General features: G+C 55.5%; 16 protein-coding genes. 12 read left to right on the top strand and 4 right to left on the bottom strand.

Annotated elements, in window-relative coordinates; all coding sequences use genetic code 11:
* Positions 1 to 98 precede the first annotated feature (98 nt).
* The 3 genes from G536_RS0103955 (at position 99) to rlmB (ending at position 5444) form a co-directional block, all read left to right on the top strand.
* On the top strand, positions 99 to 3098 hold the full coding sequence (locus G536_RS0103955; RefSeq protein ID WP_022822282.1) for a glycosyltransferase family 117 protein: 3000 nt from the start codon (positions 99 to 101) through the stop codon (positions 3096 to 3098).
* A gap of 124 nt (positions 3099 to 3222) precedes the next feature.
* On the top strand, positions 3223 to 4428 hold the full coding sequence (locus G536_RS30275; RefSeq protein WP_022822281.1) for a GWxTD domain-containing protein: 1206 nt from the start codon (positions 3223 to 3225) through the stop codon (positions 4426 to 4428).
* Entirely contained in the window at positions 4392 to 5444 is a 1053-nt protein-coding gene (gene rlmB / locus G536_RS26135; protein WP_022822280.1) for a 23S rRNA (guanosine(2251)-2'-O)-methyltransferase RlmB, read from the top strand. The genes G536_RS30275 and rlmB overlap by 37 nt, the downstream gene beginning before the upstream one ends.
* Positions 5445 to 5557: 113 nt before the next feature.
* On the opposite strand, the gene G536_RS0103940 is transcribed toward rlmB, so the two are convergent.
* Complete coding sequence (locus G536_RS0103940; RefSeq protein WP_022822279.1) at positions 5558 to 6643, bottom strand: mannose-1-phosphate guanylyltransferase; 1086 nt, start codon at positions 6641 to 6643, stop codon at positions 5558 to 5560.
* Positions 6644 to 6777: 134 nt separating this feature from the next.
* Complete coding sequence (locus G536_RS0103935; protein ID WP_022822278.1) at positions 6778 to 7755, bottom strand: KpsF/GutQ family sugar-phosphate isomerase; 978 nt, start codon at positions 7753 to 7755, stop codon at positions 6778 to 6780.
* 178 nt (positions 7756 to 7933) lie between these two features.
* Between G536_RS0103935 and recQ the strand changes: the two genes are divergently transcribed.
* Both recQ and G536_RS0103925 read left to right on the top strand, forming a co-directional pair.
* Positions 7934 to 10120: a DNA helicase RecQ gene (gene recQ, locus G536_RS0103930; RefSeq protein ID WP_245575746.1), complete on the top strand. Its 2187-nt coding sequence runs from the start codon at positions 7934 to 7936 to the stop codon at positions 10118 to 10120.
* A 234-nt stretch (positions 10121 to 10354) separates the two neighbouring features.
* Complete coding sequence (locus G536_RS0103925) at positions 10355 to 12427, top strand: M3 family metallopeptidase (RefSeq protein ID WP_022822276.1); 2073 nt, start codon at positions 10355 to 10357, stop codon at positions 12425 to 12427.
* Positions 12428 to 12537: 110 nt separating this feature from the next.
* On the opposite strand, the gene G536_RS0103920 is transcribed toward G536_RS0103925, so the two are convergent.
* Complete coding sequence (locus G536_RS0103920) at positions 12538 to 12960, bottom strand: BrxA/BrxB family bacilliredoxin (protein WP_022822275.1); 423 nt, start codon at positions 12958 to 12960, stop codon at positions 12538 to 12540.
* 205 nt (positions 12961 to 13165) lie between these two features.
* Here G536_RS0103920 and G536_RS0103915 point away from each other — a divergent pair, with 205 nt between their 5' ends.
* The 6 genes from G536_RS0103915 (at position 13166) to G536_RS0103890 (ending at position 22126) form a co-directional block, all read left to right on the top strand.
* Positions 13166 to 13459 carry a hypothetical protein gene (locus G536_RS0103915; RefSeq protein ID WP_022822274.1) on the top strand — a complete coding sequence of 98 codons (294 nt, stop codon included), beginning with the start codon at positions 13166 to 13168 and terminating at the stop codon, positions 13457 to 13459.
* A 176-nt stretch (positions 13460 to 13635) separates the two neighbouring features.
* Positions 13636 to 14652, top strand: a complete 1017-nt coding sequence (locus tag G536_RS0103910) for a tetratricopeptide repeat protein (RefSeq protein WP_169515038.1) — start codon at positions 13636 to 13638, stop codon at positions 14650 to 14652.
* A gap of 227 nt (positions 14653 to 14879) precedes the next feature.
* A complete protein-coding gene (locus G536_RS0103905; protein ID WP_425402123.1) occupies positions 14880 to 16814 on the top strand; it encodes an OmpA family protein in 1935 nt (644 codons plus the stop codon).
* 181 nt (positions 16815 to 16995) lie between these two features.
* Entirely contained in the window at positions 16996 to 20676 is a 3681-nt protein-coding gene (locus G536_RS30270) for a hybrid sensor histidine kinase/response regulator (RefSeq protein ID WP_169515037.1), read from the top strand.
* A gap of 56 nt (positions 20677 to 20732) precedes the next feature.
* Positions 20733 to 21452 carry a LytR/AlgR family response regulator transcription factor gene (locus G536_RS0103895; protein WP_033369503.1) on the top strand — a complete coding sequence of 240 codons (720 nt, stop codon included), beginning with the start codon at positions 20733 to 20735 and terminating at the stop codon, positions 21450 to 21452.
* Positions 21449 to 22126: a PKD domain-containing protein gene (locus G536_RS0103890; protein WP_022822269.1), complete on the top strand. Its 678-nt coding sequence runs from the start codon at positions 21449 to 21451 to the stop codon at positions 22124 to 22126. Before G536_RS0103895 ends, G536_RS0103890 begins: the two co-directional genes overlap by 4 nt.
* 38 nt (positions 22127 to 22164) lie before the next feature.
* Here G536_RS0103890 and G536_RS0103885 read toward each other — a convergent pair whose 3' ends face one another.
* Positions 22165 to 23694, bottom strand: a complete 1530-nt coding sequence (locus G536_RS0103885; protein ID WP_022822268.1) for a hypothetical protein — start codon at positions 23692 to 23694, stop codon at positions 22165 to 22167.
* Positions 23695 to 24055: 361 nt separating this feature from the next.
* Between G536_RS0103885 and G536_RS26125 the strand changes: the two genes are divergently transcribed.
* Positions 24056 to 24403, top strand: coding sequence for a hypothetical protein (locus tag G536_RS26125; protein ID WP_022822267.1), 348 nt, complete (start codon positions 24056 to 24058; stop codon positions 24401 to 24403).
* The last annotated feature ends 75 nt before the right edge of the window (positions 24404 to 24478 follow it).

Genomic DNA, 24478 nt, shown 5'->3' with positions numbered 1-24478 from the left:
GATTTATTCTCTACTTTTGAACTGTAACTCCTCTTCCTTGACCACAAGTCCGCGTCAGGCGACGACGGCCGGGGCCTGCCCCTCTACTATTTTACCGTATGCGCTCATACAAAAGCCTGAATAACCTGGTCGGCTGGCTGGTGTTTGCCATTGCCACCGTCGTTTACCTCATCACTCTGGAGCCCACGGCTTCGTTCTGGGACTGCGGCGAGTTTATCGCCTGTTCGTACAAATTGCTAGTGCCGCACCCCCCAGGTGCCCCGTTGTTTCTGTTATTAGGCCGGCTGTTTTCGCTGTTCTCGTTCGGCGACGTTACCAAGGTATCGGTGCTAGTGAATGCGCTGTCGGCGCTGAGTAGCTCGTTTACGGTGCTGTTCCTGTTCTGGACGATTACCATGCTGGCCAAAAAGCTGGTACTGCACCAGCCCGGCGCACTCGGCCACTCGGTACCAAATGCGCCAGACCCCACGTTTGGGCAAAGCCTGCTGATACTTGGGGCCGGCGTAGTAGGCGCTTTGTCGTTTGCCTTCTCTGACTCGTTCTGGTTCAACGCCGAGGAAGGTGAGGTATACGCCATGTCATCGTTGTTTACGGCGGCGGTAGTCTGGATTATGCTGAAGTGGGAAAACCGCGCCCACGAAGCTGATTCCGACAAGTGGCTGGTACTCATTGCTTACGTGGTAGGCTTGAGTATTGGGGTCCACTTGCTGAACTTGCTGGCTCTGCCAGCGTTGGCTTTCATCTATTACTATCGTCGTACCGCAAAGCCTACTACCTGGGGCGGCATTGTCACGCTGGCTATCAGCTTGGTAGTAGTAGGGCTGATTCTGGTAGGTATCATTCCGGGCTTGCCTTCGCTGGCGGGTGGTTTCGAGGTGTTCTTCGTGAACAGCGTGGGTCTACCCTTCAACTCGGGCATTATCATTTTCCTGGTGCTGTTCGTGGCGCTGCTGGTGGTTGGTTTCCGCTACTCCATCCATAAGCGCAACCGCCTGCTGAACACGGCCATGTTGAGCTTGGTGTTCATTTTGATTGGCTACTCCAGCTACCTCATCATCCCGATTCGGAGCAGCTACCACCCCACTATCAACGAAAACAACCCCGAGGACGTGCTCAGCTTTGTGAGCTACCTCAAGCGCGAGCAGTATGGCGACCGGCCACTGCTCTACGGCCCGCAGTTCAATGCCCGCCCAATTCGTTACGAGGAAGGCGCCCCGCGCTACGTGCGCGAAGGCGACAAGTACGTGGTGGCCGAAAAGCGCCAGGTGGTGGTGTATGATGACGCCGACAAAATGCTGCTGCCGCGCATCTACAGTCCCCAGCCCGAGCACCTCTACAACTACCAGAAATGGGTGGATATCCGGGAAGGTGTGAAGCCGACTATGGGCCAGAACCTCTCGTTCTTGTTCCGCTACCAGATGGGCCACCAGTTCTGGCGCTACTTCCTCTGGAACTACGTGGGCCGCGAAAGTGACATCCAGCAGTCGGGCGGGCTGTGGCCGTGGAATGCCAGCAATGCCGGTGTACCGGAGCGCATGGCCGACAGCAAAGCCCGCAACAATTTCTATGCTATTCCGCTGATTCTGGGTTTGATTGGCTTGTTCTACCAGTCGCGCCGCGATTCGCGCAATGCCTTTATTGTGGGCTTGCTGTTCGTGTTTACCGGCCTCGCTATTGTGGTTTACCTCAACCAGCCACCCATCGAGCCGCGCGAGCGAGACTACACCTTCACTGGAGCCACGTATGCCTATGCCATCTGGATTGGACTGAGCGTGTTAGGGCTGGCCGAGCTGCTTCGTTCAATACTTAAAGCTGACTCGGGCCGGGCCATTGCGGCTACCGCGCTAGGCTTGCTGGCACCGGTGCTACTGATTGCGCAAGGCTGGGACGACCACGACCGGTCAGGCCGCTACAACTCCGTGGATTCAGCCAAGAACCTGCTGAACTCTTTGCAGCCCAACGCCATCCTGTTCACCAACGGCGACAACGACACCTTCCCGCTCTGGTACGCCCAAGAAGTGGAAGGTGTGCGTACCGACGTGCGCGTGGCGGTACTGAGCTACCTGAACACCGACTGGTATATCCAACAGATGAAGCGCCGCGCTTACGAGTCGCAGCCGCTGCCCATCTCTATGCCCAATGACCGGTACAAGCAGGGCACCAACGACTATCTGCCCTTCGCCGAAAACCCATCGGTGAAGCAGATCAACCTCAAAGAATTCGTTCAGCTGGTAACCCAAAACAGCGACCTGCTGAAGGTATCGTACGACGAATCGGGGCCGGCTATGATGTCGTTCCCGAGCCCGAACTTCTTCCTTGACGTGGATACCACGGCCGTGGAAAAGATGGGCATCGTGCCCAAGGACCGGCGCAAGCAGCTCGTGACCCGCATGGAGTGGAACATGGGCAAAGGCGCCATCGAGAAGAAAAACCTGGTGATTCTGGATATGCTGGCTACCAACAACTGGAAGCGGCCCATCTACTTCTCTAGCACCGTAGCCGGCGGCGACTTTATGAATCTCCAGCCCTACTTCCAGCTGGAAGGCATGGCCTACCGCATACTGCCCCTGAAAGACCCGAACTACGAGCCGCGCGGTGACGAAGGCTACGTGGCCACCGACCTGATGTATGAGAGCCTGATGAAGAAATTCTCGTACCGCAACCTCGACAAGCCAGGCGTATTCTACGACGAAAACAACCTGCGCTTCCCAGCCAACTACCGCGACAAGTTCTCCCGCTTAGCTAACACCTATTTGGCGGAAGGCAATAAGGCGAAAGCTAAGGAGGTGCTCGATAAGTGCTTCACGGCCATGCCTGATAACACCATCCCGTACGATTATTACGCACCGCAATTCGTACCGGCGCTAGTAGAAGTAGGTGAACGAGCCCGCGCCAACGACATCATGGACAAGATGATTAGCCGGGCGCAAGTGGCGCTGCCGTACTATCAGACCCACAATCCGGCGCTGTTCGATATGGAAAACCAGACCTATCTGCTGAGCATGCAGAGCGTGTACCGCGCCGCCGAGCAGATTGGCGACAAGGCCCGGGCCTCCAAAGCCCTGGAGTTGCTGAACCAGTATTACCCGCGGCAGTAACTGAGACTTGGACTAGAAAGTAACACAAAGTTCCGCTTTGTGGCCAATGGACGAAAGCGCCGAGCTGTTCGTTCTAATGGTCGCGAAGCGGAACTTCGCGTTATAAGGGTGTATGCCGTTTTCAATGAAGAGTTTCCTACTACTTGCACTTGCGCTGATTACTTGGCCTACCTTGGCGCAAAAACGTGACTTTTCCGACCAGTACCGCCCCGACCGGCGCATCCAGGTGGATACGCGCCGCGAAGGGGACAGCCTACGCATTTACCTGCGCTTTCCGGATGGCAACGTGTTCCGGCAGGGTAACCCGTTGCGCGTTACCGCGTGGCCTTCGTATGACTCGCGCCGCCTGAGCTGGACTGATACAGTACGACAGCTAGCCCGGCGCGTCCGGCCCGATGAGCGAGGCGCGCGGGTGGAGTTTTGCCTGCCTGTCGCGCAACTGATCAGCGGCACCGTGCTCAGCCTGGCCTGCGCCCCGCCCGCCGAATCGGCCAACGGCGACGCGGCTTGGCTGCCTATCACCCCCGCCCGCCTCGCGCGCCCCTATGTGCTAACCGATACCTTGGGCACCCCGTTGATGCGCCGCTCAGTTCGGGCTGGCGAGGCCTTTTTAGTGGACCGCTACGGGCCGGAGCAGCCGGTGCTAGTGCGGCGCTACGGTGCTTCATTTGTGCCCGCGCTGCCGCCCCACGCCGACCCTGCCCGCCAGTCCACGGCCTCTCCCACCCTCTCGGTTACCGATTCGCTGTTTTTCCGGGCGGGGTTGCCGATTCGGCTGCCAGAAGCCGGACTTTATACACTGCGGCTGGCAAGTGAGACGCCGTTGCTCGGGCTGCTCGTAACGGATACCGAATACCCCGAGCTAACTACCGCCGACGAGTTAATTCAGCCGTTGGTGTATTTGACCACTTCGGCTGAGCGCAAAAAGCTATACGATGCGCCCAACCCGAAGAAAGCAGTTGACCAGTTTTGGCTGAATGCGGCGGCCGGCCAGCAGGTTATTGCCCGGCAGGCTATCCGCACCTATTATGGCCGCACCCGATCAGCCAACGAGCTGTTTGTAGCCCACAAAGCGGGATGGATGACTGACCGGGGCATGCTGTATATTGCCGTGGGTCCGCCCGACGCCGTGTACCGCACCGCCACCGACGAGCGGTGGGTATACCACGCCACCGATAATGGCGCGTCGGCTTCCTACACGTTCCGGCTTAAACCCAGTACCTTTGCACCCGAACACTATGAACTGGTGCGCCGCCCCGAGTACGAACGTCTCTGGTATGCCGCCGTGGAGCAATGGAGAAAAGCAACGACGACCGCCCAAGGCCGCTGAAAGAGCGCCGCAATTACTACGACTCGGAGAATCGGCCGGTGCCCCGTACCCCGCGCCCCGGCGCGAGCCGCCCTAGCCGCTCCGCTTCCGAAGGTGAGACGCCCGGCGGCTACCGCCGCCCCGAAAGCCGACCAGATGGCTTCATTGATGCCCGCCCCGACGGGCCGCGTGGCAACCGGGATACTCGAGACAATACGGAGCGGCGCTCCTCTTCCGACAAGGCCAGGCCGTTCTACGCCAACCGCCCAGCCCCTGACCGCAGCATTGACATGCTGTTTGGTTTGCGGCCCATCATGGAAGCCCTAAGCGCTGGCCGGACGCTGGAGAAAATCTTTCTGTTGCGCGGCACCAAGAATAGCCTGACCCAGGAAATCAACGATATGGCCCGCCAGCAGGGCATTCCGGTGTCGTCGGTGCCGGTGGAGAAGCTCGACAACCTGACTCGCAAGAATCACCAGGGCGCGGTAGCCTTCGTGTCGCCGATAGATTACATGCCGCTCGACAGCATTCTATCAGGGCTGTATGAAGAAGGCAAAGTACCGTTTCTGTTGATTCTGGACCGAGTGACGGATGTGCGCAATTTCGGCGCCATTGCCCGCAATGCTGAGTGTATGGGTGTGCACGCCATTGTGGTACCCAGCCAAGGCGCAGCCCAAATCAACGGCGACGCCGTGAAAACCTCTGCCGGGGCGCTCAACCTCATACCGGTTTGCCGCGAGGCTAACCTGAAGAACACACTGACGTATCTGCGCGAATCCGGGGTACAAGTTATAGCCTGTACCGAAAAAGCCGATGCAAGCTTGGAAACCGGCAGTGTGGATATGACGGGCCCCGTAGCTGTACTCATGGGCAGCGAGGAAGACGGCATTTCCCCCGAGTACCTGCGCCTCTCCGACCACCGCCTCCGCATTCCGATGACCGGCCAGATTGGCTCCCTCAACGTATCGGTTGCCAGCGGCATCATGCTGTTTGAGGTACTTCGTCAGCGTCTTACCTCAACACCTAGCAACGAATAAAAGCTTTGCGCTCAAGCTAAAAAAGGAAGGCCGGATCAAATGATCCGGCCTTCCTTTTTTAGCTTGAGCTAGCGAATAGCAACTACTCGCCCCAGTAGCATTTCTTTATCGATTTAGTTGTAGCCGATACCCTTCTTGGCTTTCACATCGGCTACGAACTCCTTCACGCGCTGCTCCTCGGTGCGCTTGCAGATCAGGAGCACGTTGTCGTACTCGGCAATGATGTAACCATCAAGGCCCTGCACTACTACCAAGCGCTCGGAAGGGGTTTTGATAACACACTCTGTGGTATCATACAGAATGGCATCGCCGTCGATGACGTTGTTGTTTTCGTCGCGGCGGCCCATGCGGTGCAGGGAATCCCAGGTGCCTAGGTCACTCCACCCGAAATCGGCGGGCAGCACAAATACGTTGTCGGCCTTTTCCATGATGCCATAGTCGATGCTGATGTTGCGACAGCGGGAGTAGGCTTCCGTGATGAAAGCTTCTTCTTGCGCGGTACCCAACTGCGCCTGGCCATCATCAAATACCTCGGCAATGTCGCTCAAGTAGTTGTGGAAAGCCTGCACGATTACGTCGGCACGCCACACAAACAAGCCGGAATTCCAGAGGAAGTCGCCGCTTTGCAGGAACATCTCGGCCAATTCCAGATTCGGCTTTTCAGTGAAGGTCTTCACCTTTTTCAGGCCGTTGGGCAGGCTGCTGGCTTCGTCGTCGATGTACTGAATATAGCCGTACCCGGTATCGGGGCGCGAGGGCTGAATACCGAGCGTGATGAGCACTTCATGGGTGCGCGCCACATCAACCGCTTGGCTGATAACGTGCCGGAACTCTTCTTCCCGCTGCACAGCGTGGTCGGCTGGTGATACCACAATCACGGCTTTGGGGTCGCGCTTGGCAATGCAATAGCTGGCGTACGCAATGCAGGGAGCCGTATTGCGCCCGATTGGCTCACCCAGAATCTGGTCGGCGGGCAAGTCGGGCAGATGCTGCTGCACCAGTTCGCGGTAGTCGCGGTTGGTAACGACAAATACGTTTTCAGGAGGACAGATACCGGCAAACCGGTCTACGGTCAGTTGCAACATCGAGCGGCCTACGCCCAATACATCGTGAAACTGCTTGGGGTGGTTGGTGCGGCTGAAAGGCCAAAAGCGGCTGCCAATGCCGCCCGCCATTACCACGAGATAAGTATGTTGCATAATAAGGTGAAACTGCCGCAGCTAAAAAGGTTGAAGTAATGCAAATATCTGATTTTAATAGGAACCTTTCCTCACGCAGGGAAGCAGGAAGAGAAATACTTAATCTTTCCCTAATGCAACAGCTCTATTTTAAATCATACCAATCCTTCCCGTAGCAAATCGTGCAGATGAATAAAGCCGCTGAACTGGCCCTGCTCCGTCACAATCAGTTGCGTGATGTTGCGCTGTTGCATGCGGGCTAGAGCTTCCACAGCAAAATCGTCTACGTCAATCTCCACGGGATTGGGCGTGAGAATATCGTGGGCGCGCACATCTTCTAAGCGGCCGGCAAACGTGCTGAGCATGCGGCGCAAGTCGCCGTCGGTGATGATGCCGCGGAGCTGGCCGGTGGCATCCAGCACAGCCGTAGCTCCTAGGCGCTTGCCCGATATTTCCAGGATGATGTCTTTTAGTGGCGCATCGGCCAGCACTTGGGGCTGTTGGTTTTGGCGGCTCAGGTCGCCTACTTTCAAATAAAGCTGCTTACCCAACGTGCCGCCGGGGTGCAGACGCGCAAAATCTTGGCGGGTGAAGTCGCGGCTTTCCAGCAAGCACACGGCCAGCGCATCGCCGAGGGCCAGCGCAGCAGTAGTGCTAGTGGTAGGCGCCAAGTTGTGCGGACAAGCCTCCCGCGTGACGGGAGCATGCAGAATGTAGTCGGCTTCGCGTGCTAGGTACGAATCGGCATTGCTGACAAGGGCGGCCATCGGTACGCCTTTGCGCTTGAGCAGCGGCACCAGCACCTTGATTTCGGGCGTGTCGCCGCTCTTGCTGATGGCAATGACGAAATCTTCGGGCTGAATCATGCCTAGGTCGCCGTGGATGGCATCGGCGGCGTGCATGAACAAAGCGGGCGTTCCGGTCGAGTTTAGGGTGGCCACCATTTTACCGGCAATATGGGCGCTTTTGCCGATGCCCGTCACCACTACTCTGCCTCGCAATGAGAGGATTACCTCTACACATAATGCAAAATCGGGGGTCTGCTCGATGGCGTCTGCCACGCCCCGAATAGCGTCCGCTTCATTTAGCAGCACTTTTTTTGCAATGGAATGAAGTTCTTTTTGCGGTTTCAATCTAAATTTGATTAGGTTTTGAGTATCGGAGAAGTGAGATAGAGCGGTTTTATCTTACTCCTTAGGGTCTCATGCCGAATACTTCAAAATTCCCTAGATTGAGATAGGCAAGCCGCTGCGTGTGGTGAAGCTCTATCTGAATCTTCCAACCGAGCAAGTGAGGATGTCAATGCCAGCTGTGAATAATGTCGTTAGCCAGGCGGCTGATTTGAAAGGCAAGTTAAAGGAAGTTTTTGGGTACGGGCAGTTCCGCGGTACGCAGGAAGCCATCATCCAAAACGTTATCGAGGGGCACAATACGTTTGTGATTATGCCCACCGGAGCGGGAAAAAGCCTTTGCTACCAGTTACCAGCCTTAGTGCTACCGGGCACGGCCATCGTTATTTCGCCGCTCATTGCCCTGATGAAAAATCAGGTGGACCAGCTCAATGCTTTCGGCGTGAATGCGCAGTTCCTGAACTCGACGCTAACCAAAGCGGAGATGAACCGGGTGAAAAAGGACGTTATCAGCGGCGAAGTAAAACTACTCTACGTTGCGCCTGAAAGCCTTACCAAAGACGAAACCATCGATTTCCTGCAAAAGGCTACTATTTCGTTTGTAGCTATTGACGAAGCCCACTGTATTTCGGAGTGGGGCCACGACTTTCGGCCCGAGTACCGCCGCATCCGGGGCATCATCGACAATATCGGGCAGGTACCAGTTATTGCCCTTACGGCCACTGCCACGCCCAAGGTGCAGCTCGACATCCAGAAGAACTTGCAGATGGACGACGCCTCGGTGTTCAAAACGTCGTTCAACCGCACCAACCTCTACTACGAAGTTCGGCCCAAGCACAACACCAAGAAGCAGCTGATTCAGTATGTGAAGCAGCGCAAAGGCTTGGGGGGCATTATTTATTGCCTGAGCCGCAAAAAGGTAGAGGAAATTGCCGAGCTGCTGAAGGTCAACGACGTGAAGGCCCTGCCCTACCACGCCGGCCTCGACCCGCACGTACGCATGGCCAACCAGGATGCCTTCCTGAATGAAGACTGCGACGTAATTGTGGCCACCATTGCCTTCGGCATGGGTATCGATAAGCCCGATGTGCGCTTCGTTATTCACTATGACACGCCCAAAAGCATTGAGGGCTACTACCAAGAAACCGGCCGCGGCGGCCGCGACGGCCTCGATGGGGACTGCCTGATGTTCTACAGCTACGACGATATCGTGAAGCTGGAGAAGTTCAACAAGGACAAGCCCGTAACGGAGCGCGACAACAGCAAGCTGCTGCTCCAAGAAATGGCTAACTACGCCGATTCGGCGGTGTGCCGGCGCAAGCAGTTGCTGCACTATTTCGGTGAGCATTTCGAGAAGGACTGTGGCTTCTGCGACAACTGCAAGCACCCGAAAGAGAAGTTTGAGGCGAAATCAGAGGTATTACTAGCCTTGAAAGCGGTGGTGCAAACCGAGCAACGTTTCGGCCTCGACCACATCGGCACCGTGCTTATGGGGATGAACAATGCTCACGTGGAAAGCTACGGCCACAACGGCCTCCCGATTTACGGGCAGGGCAAAGACCACGATGCGCAGTACTGGCATTCGTTGTTGCGTCAGTGCTTGATTTTTGGTTTCTTAGAGAAGGATATCGACAATTTCGGCGTTGTAAAAATTACGGATAAGGGTATGGACTTCATCGAAAATCCCCATTCAGTTAAGCTCACTAAAGACCACGACTACGACGAGGAGGTGAAGGAGGAGCAGGAGCAGGAAGAGGTGCAGCAGGCCGCCGGCCACGACGAAGCCTTATTCGAGATGCTCAAAGCGCTTCGCAAGAAGATGGCCAAGGAGAAAGACCTGCCGCCGTACGTGCTCTTTCAGGACCCTTCCCTCAAGGAAATGGCTACCACCTTCCCTACTAAGCTCGATGAGCTGGCGCATGTGGGCGGTGTAGGCCAAGGCAAGGCTCAGAAGTTCGGCCCACCATTCTTGGCGCTCATCAAGAAATACGTGGAAGACAACGACATCATGACGGCTTCGGACGTGGTGGTGAAATCGGCTGTCAACAAGTCGAAAATCAAGATTTACATCATTCAGCAAATCGACAAGAAGATGGACTTAGAGGAAATTGCTTCCTCCAAGGGCATTGATATGCGCGAGCTGATGGAGGAAATCGAGCACATCTGCTACTCCGGTACCAAGCTCAACCTCGACTACTACATCAACGGGCTGCTGGACGAGGAGCGCCAGGAGGAAATCTACGACTACTTTATGTCGGCCAGTACCGACAACATTGCAGTGGCCTTGAAAGAACTCGGCACCGACGACTACACCGAGGAGGACCTGCGCCTGATGCGCATTAAGTTCTTGAGCGAAGTAGCCAACTAGGAACGCGGATTTTACAGATTTTTCGGATTACCCGAATTTCGTGGATAACGCTGTTTGCCTGACTAAATAAGCTTACATAGTTTGAAAGCCGCTTCCTTACCGGAGCGGCTTTTTTATTGATGGTTAGCTGATGCCGTTCTATGGTCAAAGCGGCTGAATTATATGCTATTATGCATAGAATAAGTACAGCAAATAGGCTACCTTCAAAGCCTTTCTTTTCAACCTTCTTCTCTTATGTCCATTCATACTTCTTTTTCGCTCGTGCGGGCGGGAATGACGCTGGTAGTTAGCTCGTTGGCGGTACTAAGCGTGACAGCCGCATCCAATCCGCTGACGCCGGCATTCAACCAGCCCATTGCTTTTGCCAAGGCCACCAAGGCCGATGTGCAGCAGGCAACGGCTACAGTTATTGCGGGCACCAAAACGTCGTTAAACGCCATTTACAGCGTGCCAACCGGCAAGCGTACCTTCACGAACACCATGGTGGCGCTCGACAACCTGAGCGACGACATCGACCGGGTGGCCGGGCCCATCAGCATCCTCTTCAACGCCAGCCCCGATTCTACCATCCGTAATCAAGCGCAGAAAAGCTTGGCTCAAATCAGCAAGTATGGAAACGAGCTGGCCCTGGATGAAAAGCTGTACCGCGCCATCAAGGACTATTCGAAATCCAAAGAAGCACTGGCGCTAACGGGGGCACGCAAGAAATTTGTAACGGAGACTATTGAGGAATACGAGCGTAACGGTTTTGCCCTCACGCCCGAGAAGCGCAAAGAGCTGCAAAAGCTGAACGATAAAATCGGGGACCTGAGCATTGCTTTCGGGGCCAACATTGCCAAAGACCAAAGCTTCCTGATGGTGAGTGAGGCCGACATGAAAGGCCTGCCCGACGACTTCAAGAAAAGCCGCACCAAAGCTGGCGACGCCTACCGCATTACGGTAGATGGTCCCACGTACAGCACGTTCATGAAGTACGCCGAGTCGGAGGCCATGCGCAAGCAGCTCTACACGCTGTATAACAACCGCGCCGCCGACACCAACCTGGAAGTGCTAAAACAGCTGCTTATCGAGCGTCAGAAGAAGGCCCAGCTGCTAGGCTACAAAACCTACGCCGCTTACCAGACCAGCAGCCGCATGGCCAAAACGCCCGAAACGGTGTGGGCTTTCGAAACCAAGTTGGTGGACCGAGTGAAGCAGAAAAGCCAGCAAGACCTAGAGGAACTGCTGGTAGTGAAGCGCGCCTACCTCAAAGACCCGAGCGTAAAAACCATTGCGCCTTGGGAAAGCAGCTTCTACAGCAACCTGCTGATGAAAGACAAATACCAGCTCGATGCCGAGAAGGTAAAAGAATATTTCGAAGTCAACCACGTAGTAGATGGCCTGTTCCAAACCACGCAGCAGTTGTTCGGGCTAAAATTCAACGAGGTGAAGGAGCCTTCGGTGTGGCACAAGGATGCGCGCATGTTTGAGGTGCAGCGCGACGGTAAGCTTATCGGCCGCTTTTACTTGGACCTGTTTCCGCGCGAAAATAAATACAGCCATGCTGCCTGCTTTGGGGTGGAATCGGGCAAGCAAACCGCCAAAGGCTACCAGCTGCCCACCGCCGTGTTGCTTTGCAATTTCAACGCGCCCACTCCCGGCAAGCCGGCCCTGATGAGCCACAGCCAAGTGGTTACGTTCTTCCACGAGTTCGGCCACGTCATGCACAACTTGGTTACCACGGCCGAGCTGTCGAGCCAGTCGGGTACCAGCGTGAAGCGTGATTTTGTGGAGGCTCCTTCCCAGATTCTGGAAAACTGGGCTTGGAACTACGACGCCCTCAAAACCTTTGCCAAGCACTACCAAACTAACGAAGTACTACCTAAGCCGCTGTACGACAAGATGTGGGCGGCCCGCAACGTGGGCTCCGGCATTGGCGCCTCGCAGCAGATTCTGTACGGCACGCTCGACATGACCCTGCACGACAAGTTCGACCCAAACGGTACGGAAACCACTACCGACGTGCTGAAGAAGCTGCAAAACCAGATTACGCCCTTCGCCTACCTCGACGGCACCAACATGCAGGCTTCATTCGGCCACCTGACTGGCTATGGCGCAGGCTATTATGGCTATATGTGGTCGAAAGTGTACGCCGAAGATATGTTCTCAGTGTTCGAGAAGAACGGCGTGATGGACCAGAAAACCGGCCTCCGCTACCGTGACCTGATTCTGGCCAAAGGTGGCACCGACGACGAGTATCAGTTGGTGAAAAACTTCCTAGGCCGCGAGCCAAACCAAGAAGCTTTCTTCAAGTCACTAGGCCTGTAACGAGTTGCCGGTTACCGTTTTTTGACGAATACAGAACAAGTAAAGGAAACAAAAAAGGGCTTGCAGCATATGCTACAAGCCCTTTCTCAATCGTCTACAAAATCCGCGTTCTAGCAATACTCTTCAAAAGCGCCTTGCAGGTTGTTCACAATGCGCATCAAGTCGTTGCCCTCGATGTGGTAACGCTCAATCATGTGCACCAGCTCGCCGTCTTTGAAGAGGGCAATGGCAGGGCTGCTAGGCGGATACGGCAATAGGTGCTCGCGCACTTTGGCTACAGCTTCGGTTTCCATGCCGGCAAACACTGTTACGAGTTTGGTCGGCTTCTTTTCCGAGCTAGCCACGGCCATTTTCAGGGCCGGACGGGCTTTGCCAGCGGCGCAGCCACACACCGAGTTAACGGCCACCAGTACGGTACCGCTCTGCTCGCTGAGGACAGAATCTACTTCTTCGGGGGTCATGAGTTGCTCGAAGCCGGCCTCTACGAGGTCCTGGCGGATAGGGGCAACCATGTATTCTGGGTACGTAGCCATAGGTAAAAGCTAGGCGTTGGGGTGAGAGGTGAAAAAACAACGCGCCGCAGTAGCACGTTGGTGTTACAAAAATACGCAAACATCAGTGCCCCGCCGGAAGTTTGATTTACAGTTATTGCGCAGGTACCAATCCAAGGTATAAGCTGAAGTTACCTCAATCTCCTGCCGCTGTCTAGTCACCCGCTCACCTCTCCTGAGATTTCCCATGACCTACGCTGAATTCGACGCCTCCCTCACGGCCCACACCCCGCCCGCCAGTTTTTCGCCAATCCTGCTCGCTCTCTGGCACACCGGCCGCGACGAGTGGGCCGAGGCACACGATATTGTACAGGACCACGAAGGCGAGCCAGAGTATGATTGGTTACATGCGCTGCTGCACCGCCAGGAAGGCGACGCTACCAATGCCGCATACTGGTACCGCCACGCTGGCCGCCCGGTGTTCGACGGCTCCACTCGCCACGAGTGGCAAACGTTGGTAAAGTCGCAACTGGCCGGCTAGGCGCGACATACAGGCTGCTACTTCATCTTGAAATAGTATTATATATTAATAAATTTTATGGTGTTTTAATCAGGTATCGGCAATAAAAATTATATTTATCCAGCGAAACCAATTGACTGGATGTGATGCGGAACTTACTACTCTTAACTGCTGCCCTCGGCTTAACCAGCCTTGCTGTGCAAGCACAAGTAGATTCGGTGCGGGCCTCTACCCTGCCGCCGGCCCAACAAGCCGAGAAACTTTATAATAGCGGCGTGGCGAAGTTCAACCAGAAAAGCTACCGCGCCGCACTGCAGGATTTCGACCGGGCGCTGGCGCTACGGCCCGATTTTGCTAAGGCGTTCTATAACCGCGCCACCACCCGCTACGAGCTGAAAGAGTACCAGCCTGCCGTGCAGGACTACGACGAAGCCCTGAAGCTGGAGCCTACCAGCGGCACGGCATTCTTCGGGCGGGGCCAGGCTCGGGAGGCACTCAAACAGCCTGCCGAAGCCGAGCAGGATTACTCGAAAGCTGTAGAAGCCAACGCTGCCTACGCCCCATCTTGGTACTACCGCGGTGCTCTGCGCTTCGAAAAGGCCGACTATGCGGCTGCTAAGGCTGATTTCGACCAAGCTATTAAGGCCGACCCCAATTACGCCTACGCCTGGCACGACCGGGGTAGCGCCCAGCGCCAGCTTAACAACTACCCCGCCGCCATTCAGGACTATACCAAAGCGCTGGCGTTGCAACCCGAACTGCTGCCGGCCCTACTAAACCGCGCCGGTACCAAGCGCCGCGCCGGCGACCTAAAAGGCGCCCTCCAGGACTACGTTGACTACCTCCAGAAAAAGCAGGACAACCCCGTAGCCTATACCAACCGCGGCGCCACCCGCTACGAAGCTGGCGACTATAAGGGAGCAGCTGAGGATTTCGGCCGGGCTGTAGCCCTCGATGCCACCTACGCCTTTGCCTGGAACAACCGTGCTGCTGCCTACCTCAAGCTCGAAGACTACCAGAAAGCGGAAGCCGACGCCAGCAAGGCCTTAGCCCTCAACCCGCAATACGGCGAAGCCTACCTAAACCGGGGCCACGCCCGCGAAATGCTGCGCAATACCAACGGTGCCTGCCAAGACTGGCGCAAAGCCGCCGAGCTTGGCTTGGAAATTGGGACCAACTATGCCGCAAACTCCGGCTGCGGCGAAAGCAACTGAGTAGCGCAGTAATTGACTACTGGCAAATCCTGTACTCAGGCCTGAACACTTAAGAAAGACCTCTGCGTCATCTGCGGAAGAATCTGCGCCCTTTGTGGGATAAGGTCATCCGCACGAATTATTATCTTATGTACAAGTATCTACTAGCCCTGCTTCTACTTTCCACGGCCGCTCAAGCCCAAAGTGTGGAATTCAGCAAGGAACGATTCGGCAATAATAAGGACGGCCTGAAAGCGGCCCTCAAGGAAATAAAGCTAGGTGACGAATGGTATGCCAACGACCCGCCCCGCTACGAGCAGGCTTTGCCGCACTACTTAGAGGCCCAAAAGCTCAACCCTGAAAACGCCGAGCTGAATTTAAAAATCGGGGACTGTTACCTGCATTCTGGTTTCAAGCCACGCGCCCTGGTGTATTTGCAGAAGGCCTACCAACTCAATTCCGGCGTTGACCCGCGCATTCATTATTTGCTGGGCCGCGGTTTGCACCTGAACGGTAAGTGGCAGGAAGCTATAGCCGAGTACAAGCAGGCCACGCCCGCCACCGGCACCAAAAACACGGCCGGTTTCACCCAGGATATCCAGAAGAAAATAGCGGAGTGTGAAAACGGCCGCAAGATGGCCGCCAAACCCGTGCGGGTGTTCATCGACAATGCCGGACCGGGCGTGAACTCGCCGTACCCAGAATATGGGCCAGTTATTTCGGCCGATGAATCGGTGATTTTGTTCACGTCGCGGCGGCAGGGCTCGACGGGAGGCGAGAAGGACCCGGAATCGGGAGGTTTCTTTGAAGACGTGTACCAAAGCAACCGCGAAGGAGATACTTGGGGCACGGCCCGTAACCTAGGCGAAACCGTGAATAGCTCGGGCCACGACGCCACCGTAGGCCTCGCGCCTGATGCCCAGCGCATGCTGGTGTACGTGGAAGACAACGGCGGCGACCTGAACGAAGCCAGTTTGCGCGGTGCCACTTGGTTGAAGCCCCAGCGCCTCGGCAACCGCATTAATAGCAAAGCACACGAATCGTCGGCGGCGTACACACCCGATGGCAAGAGCCTGCTGCTGGTGAGCGACAAGCCCGGCGGCCTAGGTGGGCGCGACATTTACAAAGTAGAAATAGACGGACGCGGCCCGGCCGTAAATCTCGGCTCCACCATCAACACGCCCTACGGTGAGGAAGGCGTATTTCTGCACCCCGATGGCAAAACGATGTACTTCTCATCGGAAGGCCACAGCTCAATGGGCGGCTACGACATTTTTAAATCCACCTACGAAAATGGCAAGTGGAGCACGCCGGAAAACCTAGGCTGGCCCATCAATACTCCCGACGACGACGTGTTTTTTGTGGTATCCGCCTCGGGTCGGCACGGCTACTATTCCTCGTTCCGCGACGATGGATTGGGGTCGAAGGACATCTACCAGATTACGTTTCTGGGGCCGGAAAAGCCACCAGTGCTCAGCCAAGAAGACCAATTGCTAGCCTCACGTGCTCAGCCAGTGAAAGAAACTTTGCTGGCACCGCCCGTGCCTGTAGCCACTGCCCAAGTAACCATCTTGAAGGGCACCATCACGGATGATGCTAGCAAGCAGCCGGTGGAAGCTACTATCGACGTGGTGGATAACAAGCTAAATCAGATTATTGCCTCATTCCGGGCCAATGCGCAATCGGGTCGCTACTTGGTGTCGTTGCCATCAGGCGTGAACTATGGCATTGTGGTACGGCAGGAAGGCTATTTGTTCCACTCCGAAAATTTCGATTTACCCGCTGGCACCGCCTATTCGGAAGTGGTGAAAGATGTGCAGCTCAAGAAGCTGGATGTGGGCGTGAAAGTGGTCCTCAACAACATCTTCTTTGATACCGGTAAAGCCACGCTCCGCAAGGAAAGCACTGCCGAGTTGGAGCGCCTGCAAAAGCTGCTAGTCGAAACCCCAGCGCTACGCCTGGAAATATCCGGCCACACCGATAACGTGGGCACTGCCGCCACCAACCGGGAGCTAAGCCAGCGCCGCGCCAAAACCGTAGTGGACTACCTCACGCAGAAAGGCATAGCCCAAGACCGTTTGACGTCCGCTGGCTACGGCGATACCCAGCCAGTGGCCCCCAACACCACCAAAGCCAATCGTCAACTCAACCGCCGCACCGAGTTCAAGGTAACCGGCAAGTAAGCGGGCAATGCTGGTATCCTATAAGATATGGCGTACCAGCTTCACCCAGCATTTCTCTTCTCACAGCGTCAAACACTTGATTCATCAGGTAGAGGCTGAGGTTCCTCGACATGACACTCAGCTGCCGAAAGCTGCACTGTATCTTGTGAAAGTCCGCTACCGACCACCGGACTTCTTAGCTGTGCTTGTTCGCTTCTACCGACTATTTTTCACGTTGCTGCTTGCTTGCGGGGCCATCCAAGGTGTGTGGGCGCAAGCTTCCGCTACGGCGCCGCAGTATTTCCTGAAGCAATTCGGTGCTGCTGACGGCTTGCCGCAGCCATTCATCTATGCCCTAGCGCAGGACCGAACCGGCTACCTCTGGATAGGCACCGCCGAAGGATTAGTGCGCTACGATGGCACGGAGTTCGTCACGTTTACCACTAAAAACGGGCTGGCTGAAGATTTTGTAACGAAACTGTACGTGCAGCCTAACACCGGGCAAGTGTGGGTTGGGCATTACCAAGGTGGCGTGTCGCGCTGGAACGGCCAACACTTCCAACGTGTAACAGATGCGGCTTCCCACCCGGTCAATTTTCGCTTCAAGCTTGGTATTTCTTCGCCCGATACCACGTACGCCGGCGCGAAACTATCGACCAAGCAGGAAGCACCCGCGCGCCGATTTCCAACGCTTCGGCAAGTGCTGCCGCCAGGCGCTACCCCACAGTGCGTATTAGCTGACCGGGAGCACAACGTATGGATAGGCACGGCGGGGCAGGGCTTATGGCGCTGGTCGGACCGGCACGTGGCCTTTTATCCGCTGCCCCAGAACTCAACAGCAGCAACTCTTGCGGCATTATATACCGGCGAAGGCACAGGGTATGGCATGCTCACCAATGGTCAGCTTTGCGGACTCAACCCTACTGCTGGTCAGCTATCTCCTATTATTGTTTATCCGGAGAAGGTACTGCCGTGTACACCCAGTGTGGTTTTGCAAACTCCTGATGGTCGGGCGTACCCAGTTTTCGACAGACATGGACCAGACCCACCGCCCAGATCCATCTGGGCGGGCACCACAGGGTATGGACTGTGGCAGATTCCTATACCGGCTCCTAACACTAAAGCAATAGTTATGCAGCAGGTCAAACGCCTACCTGCTACCATTGCTGTAACGGCTTTCACCCAGCACCGCAACGGCGACTTGTGGGTGGGTACCGCGCTGGATGGCGTCTACCGCCTACCCGCCGATTCCAGCCAGGCCGCCGAGCATTTCACTACCGCCAACGGGCTGCTGCACAACACCATTTACGCCCTCACCACCGACTCCTTAGGTCACGTCTGGATTGGCACGCACGATACCGGGCTGGCGGTGTGGCAGGGCAAAAGCTTCCGTTACTATCGTTTCCGCACAGCCGCCCTCGATGTATCCTCGCTGCTGAACGACGACCGGGGCCGGGTGTGGATTGGCACGGAAGGCAGCGGCATTTTCTGCTACGAAAACGGCAGGCTACGCCCCTATGGTTCAACTGATGGCTTAGCCTCTGCTTATTGTTACGCTCTACTGCCGGTGCGCTGGGGCAGCAGCTACCACGGCGGCTACCACCACGATTTTCGGCACGAGCAGGTGCTGGTAGTCCACCGCAACGGCCTCAGCTTTGCCGACACCACCAACCGTCATTTTGCCCCGGCGGCCTTGCCCGGCAACCCCTTGGTGCAGGATTTGTTGCCTCAAGCCGCGGTAGCCTGGAGCAGTTACTGCGTGTGGCTACGCACCCGTACTGGTTTGCTTTGCCTGCGTACCAATGCTCCCGAGCTATTACCAGGCACCAGTCAGTCTACTCCTACCTTGCTGGCCACTGAAGTAGACGGCGCCGTGCAGTTTCCATACCACTTAGGAGAACTATCAGCAACGCGGCATCGGGTCAGCTTCACATTCAGGGGCGTAAGCTTGCTGCCAGGACAGGCCGGGCTTCAGTATCAATACCGTTTGCTTGGCTACCAGGAGCAATGGAGCCGGCCCACGGTGGTAGGCGAAGCACAGTTTCCGCGCCTTGATGCGGGCCACTATTCTTTTGCGGTGCGGGCCCGGCTGGGCGAGCAAGGAGTGTGGTCGGCACCCACAGTAACCGCCTTCACTATTGCTACTCCGTTCTACCAAACATGGTGGTTTGCGGCACTGAGCATACTGGCTGCCGGAGCTGGAGTTTTTGCCTTCACCCAGGCCCGGGAAGCCACCCTACGGCGCCAGAAGCTGCAACTGGAAATCACAGTGCGCGAGCGTACCCAGCAGTTACGCCACCAAAAGGCGCACATCGAGGAGATGAACGCCGAGCTAACGGTCGCCCGCGACGTGGCCGAGGCTTCGCGCAAAGCCAAGGCGCAGTTTCTGGCCAACATGAGCCACGAAATCCGCACCCCGATGAACGCCGTTATCGGCCTTACGCATTTGCTGCGCCAAACGCCCGTTAATGCAGTACAGAACGAGTACCTGGAGGCGGTGCAGTCGTCGTCGCAAAACCTACTAGTTATCATCAACGACATCCTCGACAGTTCGAAAATTGAGGCCGGCAAACTGACGCTCGAACAAGCTGCTTTCCGCTTGCCAGAACTGCTTCGGCGCGTGGCTAGCATGTTCCAGTTTGCCACCGAAGCCAAGCACCTGTACTTCACCCTTGATGTAGACCCGGCCGTACCCGCCGCGGTACTCGGCGACTCTGTGCGGCTCAATCAGGTGCTCGTCAACTTGGTGGGCAATGCGGTAAAGTTCACTACCACCGGCGGCGTGACGCTGCGCGTAACCGCCCGCCCGCTGCCTAAAGGCCAACAAATAGTTCGGTTTGTGGTGCAGGATACGGGTATCGGTATCCCGGCCAGTAAACTAGACGCTATTTTCGAGGACTTCTCGCAGGCCAATGCCAGCACTACCCGGCAGTTTGGGGGTACGGGCCTCGGCCTCAGCATTGCTCGTAATTTAGTGGAGCTGCACGGCGGTCAGCTGTGGGTGGAAAGCATTGAAGGTGAGGGCTCGGCTTTCTCGTTTGAAATTCCATACGCCACCGCCGACCCCGCCGATGTAGCTCCGGAAGCCACCCTGGCTGTTGGCCGCTTCGAGCCGGAGTTGCGAGTACTGGTAGCCGAGGACAACGAGCTAAATCAGCTGGTGGCTCGCCGGACGCTGGAGGCGTGGAACGTACACGTCACTATTGCCGCCAATGGCCGCCTGGCTATGGAAGCCGTCGAGCAAGCAACCTTCGATGCGGTGCTGATGGACGTGCAGATGCCGGAAATGGATGGTTACGAGGCCTCCCGGCAGTTGCGTGCCCGTTTCCCCAATGCCCATCAATTGCCCATCATCGGCCTCACCGCTTCAGCCCTGCCCGAAGACCGGGCCTTGGCTTTGGAAGCCGGCATGAATGACACCTTGGCTAAACCCTTCGACCCAGCTTTGCTTTACGCCCGCCTTGCGCACTATACCAACCGTCAGCCAGTAGCCCCCAGCAACCCGTCTAACTCGGTGGTACCTACAACTTCTGCGGTCGGACTAGCTGCTGTCGACTGGACGCTGCTGGAGGAATTAGCCGGCGGCAACGAAACCTTCATCCATCAGATTATCAATACCTTTCTTACCCAGGCGCCACAACTCCAACAACACCTAACTACTGCGGCCCAAAGCACCGACCACGACGAATTGGCACGTACAGCGCACAAGCTAAAAGGCCAGGCTGCTTACTTTGGTGTCGAATTTCTACAGACGACGCTGGAGCAAGTAGAGCAACAGGCCCGCCAACAAGCGCCACCCGCCGTAACTACAGCACTAGCTACCGAAGTGCAGGAGCAACTAGCGCTACTTTATCCGGCACTGCAAGCCCGGTTGGCTGGTTGACATACCTGTTATTAACATCAATTTTAATCTGCAGTGGATAGTTTACCTTTGAAAATATGCCAACTTCTACTCCCCATTTGCGCTGCCTTGTCGTCGACGATGACCCTCTCTCCATTCAGGTGGTTGAGAACTGCATTGCCAGCACCCCCTTCCTTACCAGCGTAGGCAGTTGCGAAAGTGCTGTAGCAGCAGCTGAAGTGTTGCGTCAGCAGGCAATTGATTTATTGTTTCTAGACGTGGAGATGCCCCTGATGTCAGGCATCGACTTACTTAGCACCCTCCAGAATTCGCCGTTGGTGGTGCTCATCACCAGTAGCAAGCAGTATGCTGTTGAGGCTTTTGAGTATGATGTGGTTGACTACTTGGTAAAGCCCGTCAGCTATGCCCGGTTCCTAAAAGCCGCCCAACGGGCCCTAGAACTTCACCAAGCACACCCAGGCGTTGAGTCTGCCATTCCAGCCGGCGCCGACTTCACCTTTATGAAGGTGGATACCAAGCTAGTGAAGGTGCTTTTTGATGAAGTGCGCTACGTGGAGGCTCTCGGCGACTATGTGCACATCGTGACGGGCCAAAGCAAGCTCATCGTGTACAGCACGATGAAAGCTGTAGAAGAGAAATTTCCTGATTCCTTATTTGTACGTGTCCACCGCTCTTTCATTGTCAATATCAAGCGGGTACAAGCCATTGAGGACAATACCATTATCATCGATAACAAGCACATCCCCATCGGCCAAACCTATATGCGGGAGGTGTTTCAACGCCTCAATAAATTTTGATTGTTGATTTATTCTTTGGCCTGTTTCAACTGGTAAAGAGCGTGCCGTTTCCATCGTTTTTTTGGCGGCAGTTCTTCTGGCTTCTGGCTTTATTGATAGCAGTTAGTCAAACGGCCCAGGCGCAGCGCGACGGCGACACGACCAGCGTAGCGTGTCCGCTGCCGCGGGTGGTGGAACTGTGTGTGGAGTTGGATGCCCGCGCATCCATTGACTCGGCGGCGGGCCCGCTCACTTACCGCTGGCTGATGGGCGACGGCACCACGCTTACGGGGCCGGTGGTTTCGCATTGCTATACTGCCCGGCGCGCATACACTGTGCAGCTCGATGTGATAGACGACAAAACTGGTGAGATACGCAAAGCCGAGAAGCTTATTCCCGTTGATTTCACCAAGGAAATTGTCCTCAACTTCACAGCCACGCCTGATACCATCCGGGCCGGCCAATCCGTCACTTTCGATGCCGTTGATTCGCAGCTGCCACTTTGCGCCAACGTGGTGGTGCTTTGGGATTTCCGCGACGGTGTGGTAAGCAATGGCCGCCGCGTACAACATACCTTTCGGCGCCCCGGCCAGTATGCCGTGCGTATGGCGCTACGCGGCAATGGTCCCGGCAGCTGCCCCGACAGCCATTGCGTGGGTCGGATTATCACGGTGCTGCCTGCTACTGCCCCTTAAAAACTGCGGTCTGTTTCAAATTTCGCATCATTGGCGAGCTATACCAACTGCTTGTTTTCCTCGCTAACTTGGGCCGCAGTTGCTTTTAGTATCTCCAGCGTCATGTTCCATAAGTGCTCATAAGGCACGATTTCAATTTCAGCAAATGCCTCACCAGGTGGCGGCGCTGCCTGCATTTTGCTAAGTAGTGGCTCAGCTAGCTTTTGGCTAAGAGCAGGATCGAAGTCGGACTTTACGGTAATGGCCAGCATGCGGAAGAACAACTGACTGCGCAAGGCACCAGCGTCGCGTAGGTGCCGCTGTTGATACTTGCGCAAGCCTTCCAAACGCACCAATAGCCCCTCTAGGTCGCGCTGCCGCAGGTAGTACAGAAACTGCAGAATCAGTACGGCTACATTGTACCCTTGCTTGTCTTGGCTATGGTCGGGTACGGTTTGCACGAAGGTGGTGAAGTTGCGCATGCGTAGCGGCGAAGCATCAGGCCGCATAAACTGCAAATACACCTCGTACAGGTCCCAACGTTGCAAAGCCAAGTCGCGCTGCTTCATGAAATGTACATTGGCTCGAGCCTGCCCCAGTAACTCGCGCGCCTGCCCGTACTGCTCCGCATGAATAGCCAGCAATACATATATTTCCATGAAATACAGCCAGTTAACAGAAGAGTAATGAAAGTCCTTCACAAACTCTTCGGCCAGCTTTAAGCCCTTGGTGGCTTGTCGGCTACGGAAGTGTGCGTACACGCTCATGTAGTCGTTGTAGCGCATATCAAACCGCCGCGGATTGATTGTACCCAACTCATATAGCTTAGCTGTTTCGCTGGTAATCTGAATTATCTCCTCGTAGTTACCAATTAGCTCCTGCTCTACAATGCGGGTGCGGTAGTAATATAGAAACGTGATAAAGGTGCCAGCTTGGCGATTCAACTCTGCTAATTTTTTAACCAACCCCGACATGGTATCTAGAATGTTCCGGCGGGCCCGCACTGTATAGGCCATCGTGGCTTTCACATCCCAGTACACTTGCGCCGCCTCTTCTTCCAGAGCCAGCGTTTGTTGCAGCTTGGCCAGTTGCTGGTTGTTGCTACGGTACCGTACCGGAATGCGCAGGTCGGCGTAAATGCTGCGGAGTAACTGTGCGCACAGCACGGCATACTGCGTCAACTCTTGGCTCATGGCCAATCGTAGGGCCTTCCGCGCCAGCGGTTCAGCGGCCTTTATTTCTCCTTCGGCATGCAGGGTACTGGTTTGAAAATATAGGCTCAGCAGTTGATGCTCGTGGCGGCGCGAAACTGGGTGGCGCGGGTCAGTATCATCCAGAAAAAATAGATGGTTGAGAAGCTTCTGCTGAACCCGGGATTTAAGCTTTCGAAAGGCCGTTTGGGTGGTTTCGTCGTTTTTCCCATACAGCATTTTGATGGCCTGTTTTTGCGACTTATTCTGCTCAGCTACTAGCAGCTGTACCAAGGCCATTTCCTTGTTGGAAGAGTTCCGAGCAGCAAAGTCAAGCAATGGCAGCACTTTCAAGCGCCGGTCTGTCACAATTCGAGCCAGATTGATCAGTTCTTCCATTCCGGAACATACGTGTACAAACGCTACGTGGCGTTTTTAATAATGATTCGGTTGCTGAATCTACGTCACAAAATAACCAGCTTTTTCCTTTACTACTGCCCTGCACTAGTGAAACCTTTGTAAAATAGGAAAATAGAGGTTTTTTTTTGCCTCAATGTCACATTTAGCCTGATATACAACATGGCTTATCCAGGGATTGGATAATACGTTCGGGGGAAAAACGATTTTGCACTATAAATATTCATGTAACTTATTTAATAGATACAAATCACTTTTGCTGCTCTTCTTTCCTTTCCAAGGGGCCGGTTTGCCTACACCTTTGTGTCAATCAATCACTTGAACGACACAACAACCACTCGTCATGCTCAACCTCATCGCCCTCGCTCTATTTCAAATCAGCAGCCTGACCGTTAGCCCTGAAGTTGCTACCACTCAAACTGTTTCTGTAGCTGAAACTGCCGATGACCACGGCACCGGCGGCTGGACGGGTATTGACACCACTACTGGCACCCCAACGACCAACAACGCCCATGGTACCGGCGGCTGGACAGGCATCGACACGACCACTGGCACCCCAACGACCAATGCTGACCACGGCACCGGAGGCTGGACGGGTATCGACACCCCAACGACTAACAACGCTGACCATGGCACCGGTGGTTGGACGGGTATCGACGACCACGGCACAGGCGGCTGGACTGGCAAATAAGGCCCAGGAATAGTTTATAAGAACTGGCTCGGATTTCTTGGTTAACTTGCCCTGCCCCCTTGCAGTGCTTTTCCT

The sequence above is a fragment of the Hymenobacter norwichensis DSM 15439 genome, assembly GCF_000420705.1.
Classification (GTDB): domain Bacteria; phylum Bacteroidota; class Bacteroidia; order Cytophagales; family Hymenobacteraceae; genus Hymenobacter; species Hymenobacter norwichensis.
This window is presented reverse-complemented; position numbering and strand designations above follow the sequence as displayed.

Coding starts and splice junctions, on each gene's coding strand:
- G536_RS0103955 (WP_022822282.1), top strand. CDS start 99: ATGCGCTCATACAAAAGCCTGAATAACCTGGTCGGCTGGCTGGTGTTT.
- G536_RS30275 (WP_022822281.1), top strand. CDS start 3,223: ATGAAGAGTTTCCTACTACTTGCACTTGCGCTGATTACTTGGCCTACC.
- rlmB (WP_022822280.1), top strand. CDS start 4,392: ATGGAGAAAAGCAACGACGACCGCCCAAGGCCGCTGAAAGAGCGCCGC.
- G536_RS0103940 (WP_022822279.1), bottom strand. CDS start 6,643: ATGCAACATACTTATCTCGTGGTAATGGCGGGCGGCATTGGCAGCCGC.
- G536_RS0103925 (WP_022822276.1), top strand. CDS start 10,355: ATGTCCATTCATACTTCTTTTTCGCTCGTGCGGGCGGGAATGACGCTG.
- G536_RS0103920 (WP_022822275.1), bottom strand. CDS start 12,960: ATGGCTACGTACCCAGAATACATGGTTGCCCCTATCCGCCAGGACCTC.
- G536_RS0103915 (WP_022822274.1), top strand. CDS start 13,166: ATGACCTACGCTGAATTCGACGCCTCCCTCACGGCCCACACCCCGCCC.
- G536_RS0103895 (WP_033369503.1), top strand. CDS start 20,733: ATGCCAACTTCTACTCCCCATTTGCGCTGCCTTGTCGTCGACGATGAC.
- G536_RS0103885 (WP_022822268.1), bottom strand. CDS start 23,694: ATGGAAGAACTGATCAATCTGGCTCGAATTGTGACAGACCGGCGCTTG.
- G536_RS26125 (WP_022822267.1), top strand. CDS start 24,056: ATGCTCAACCTCATCGCCCTCGCTCTATTTCAAATCAGCAGCCTGACC.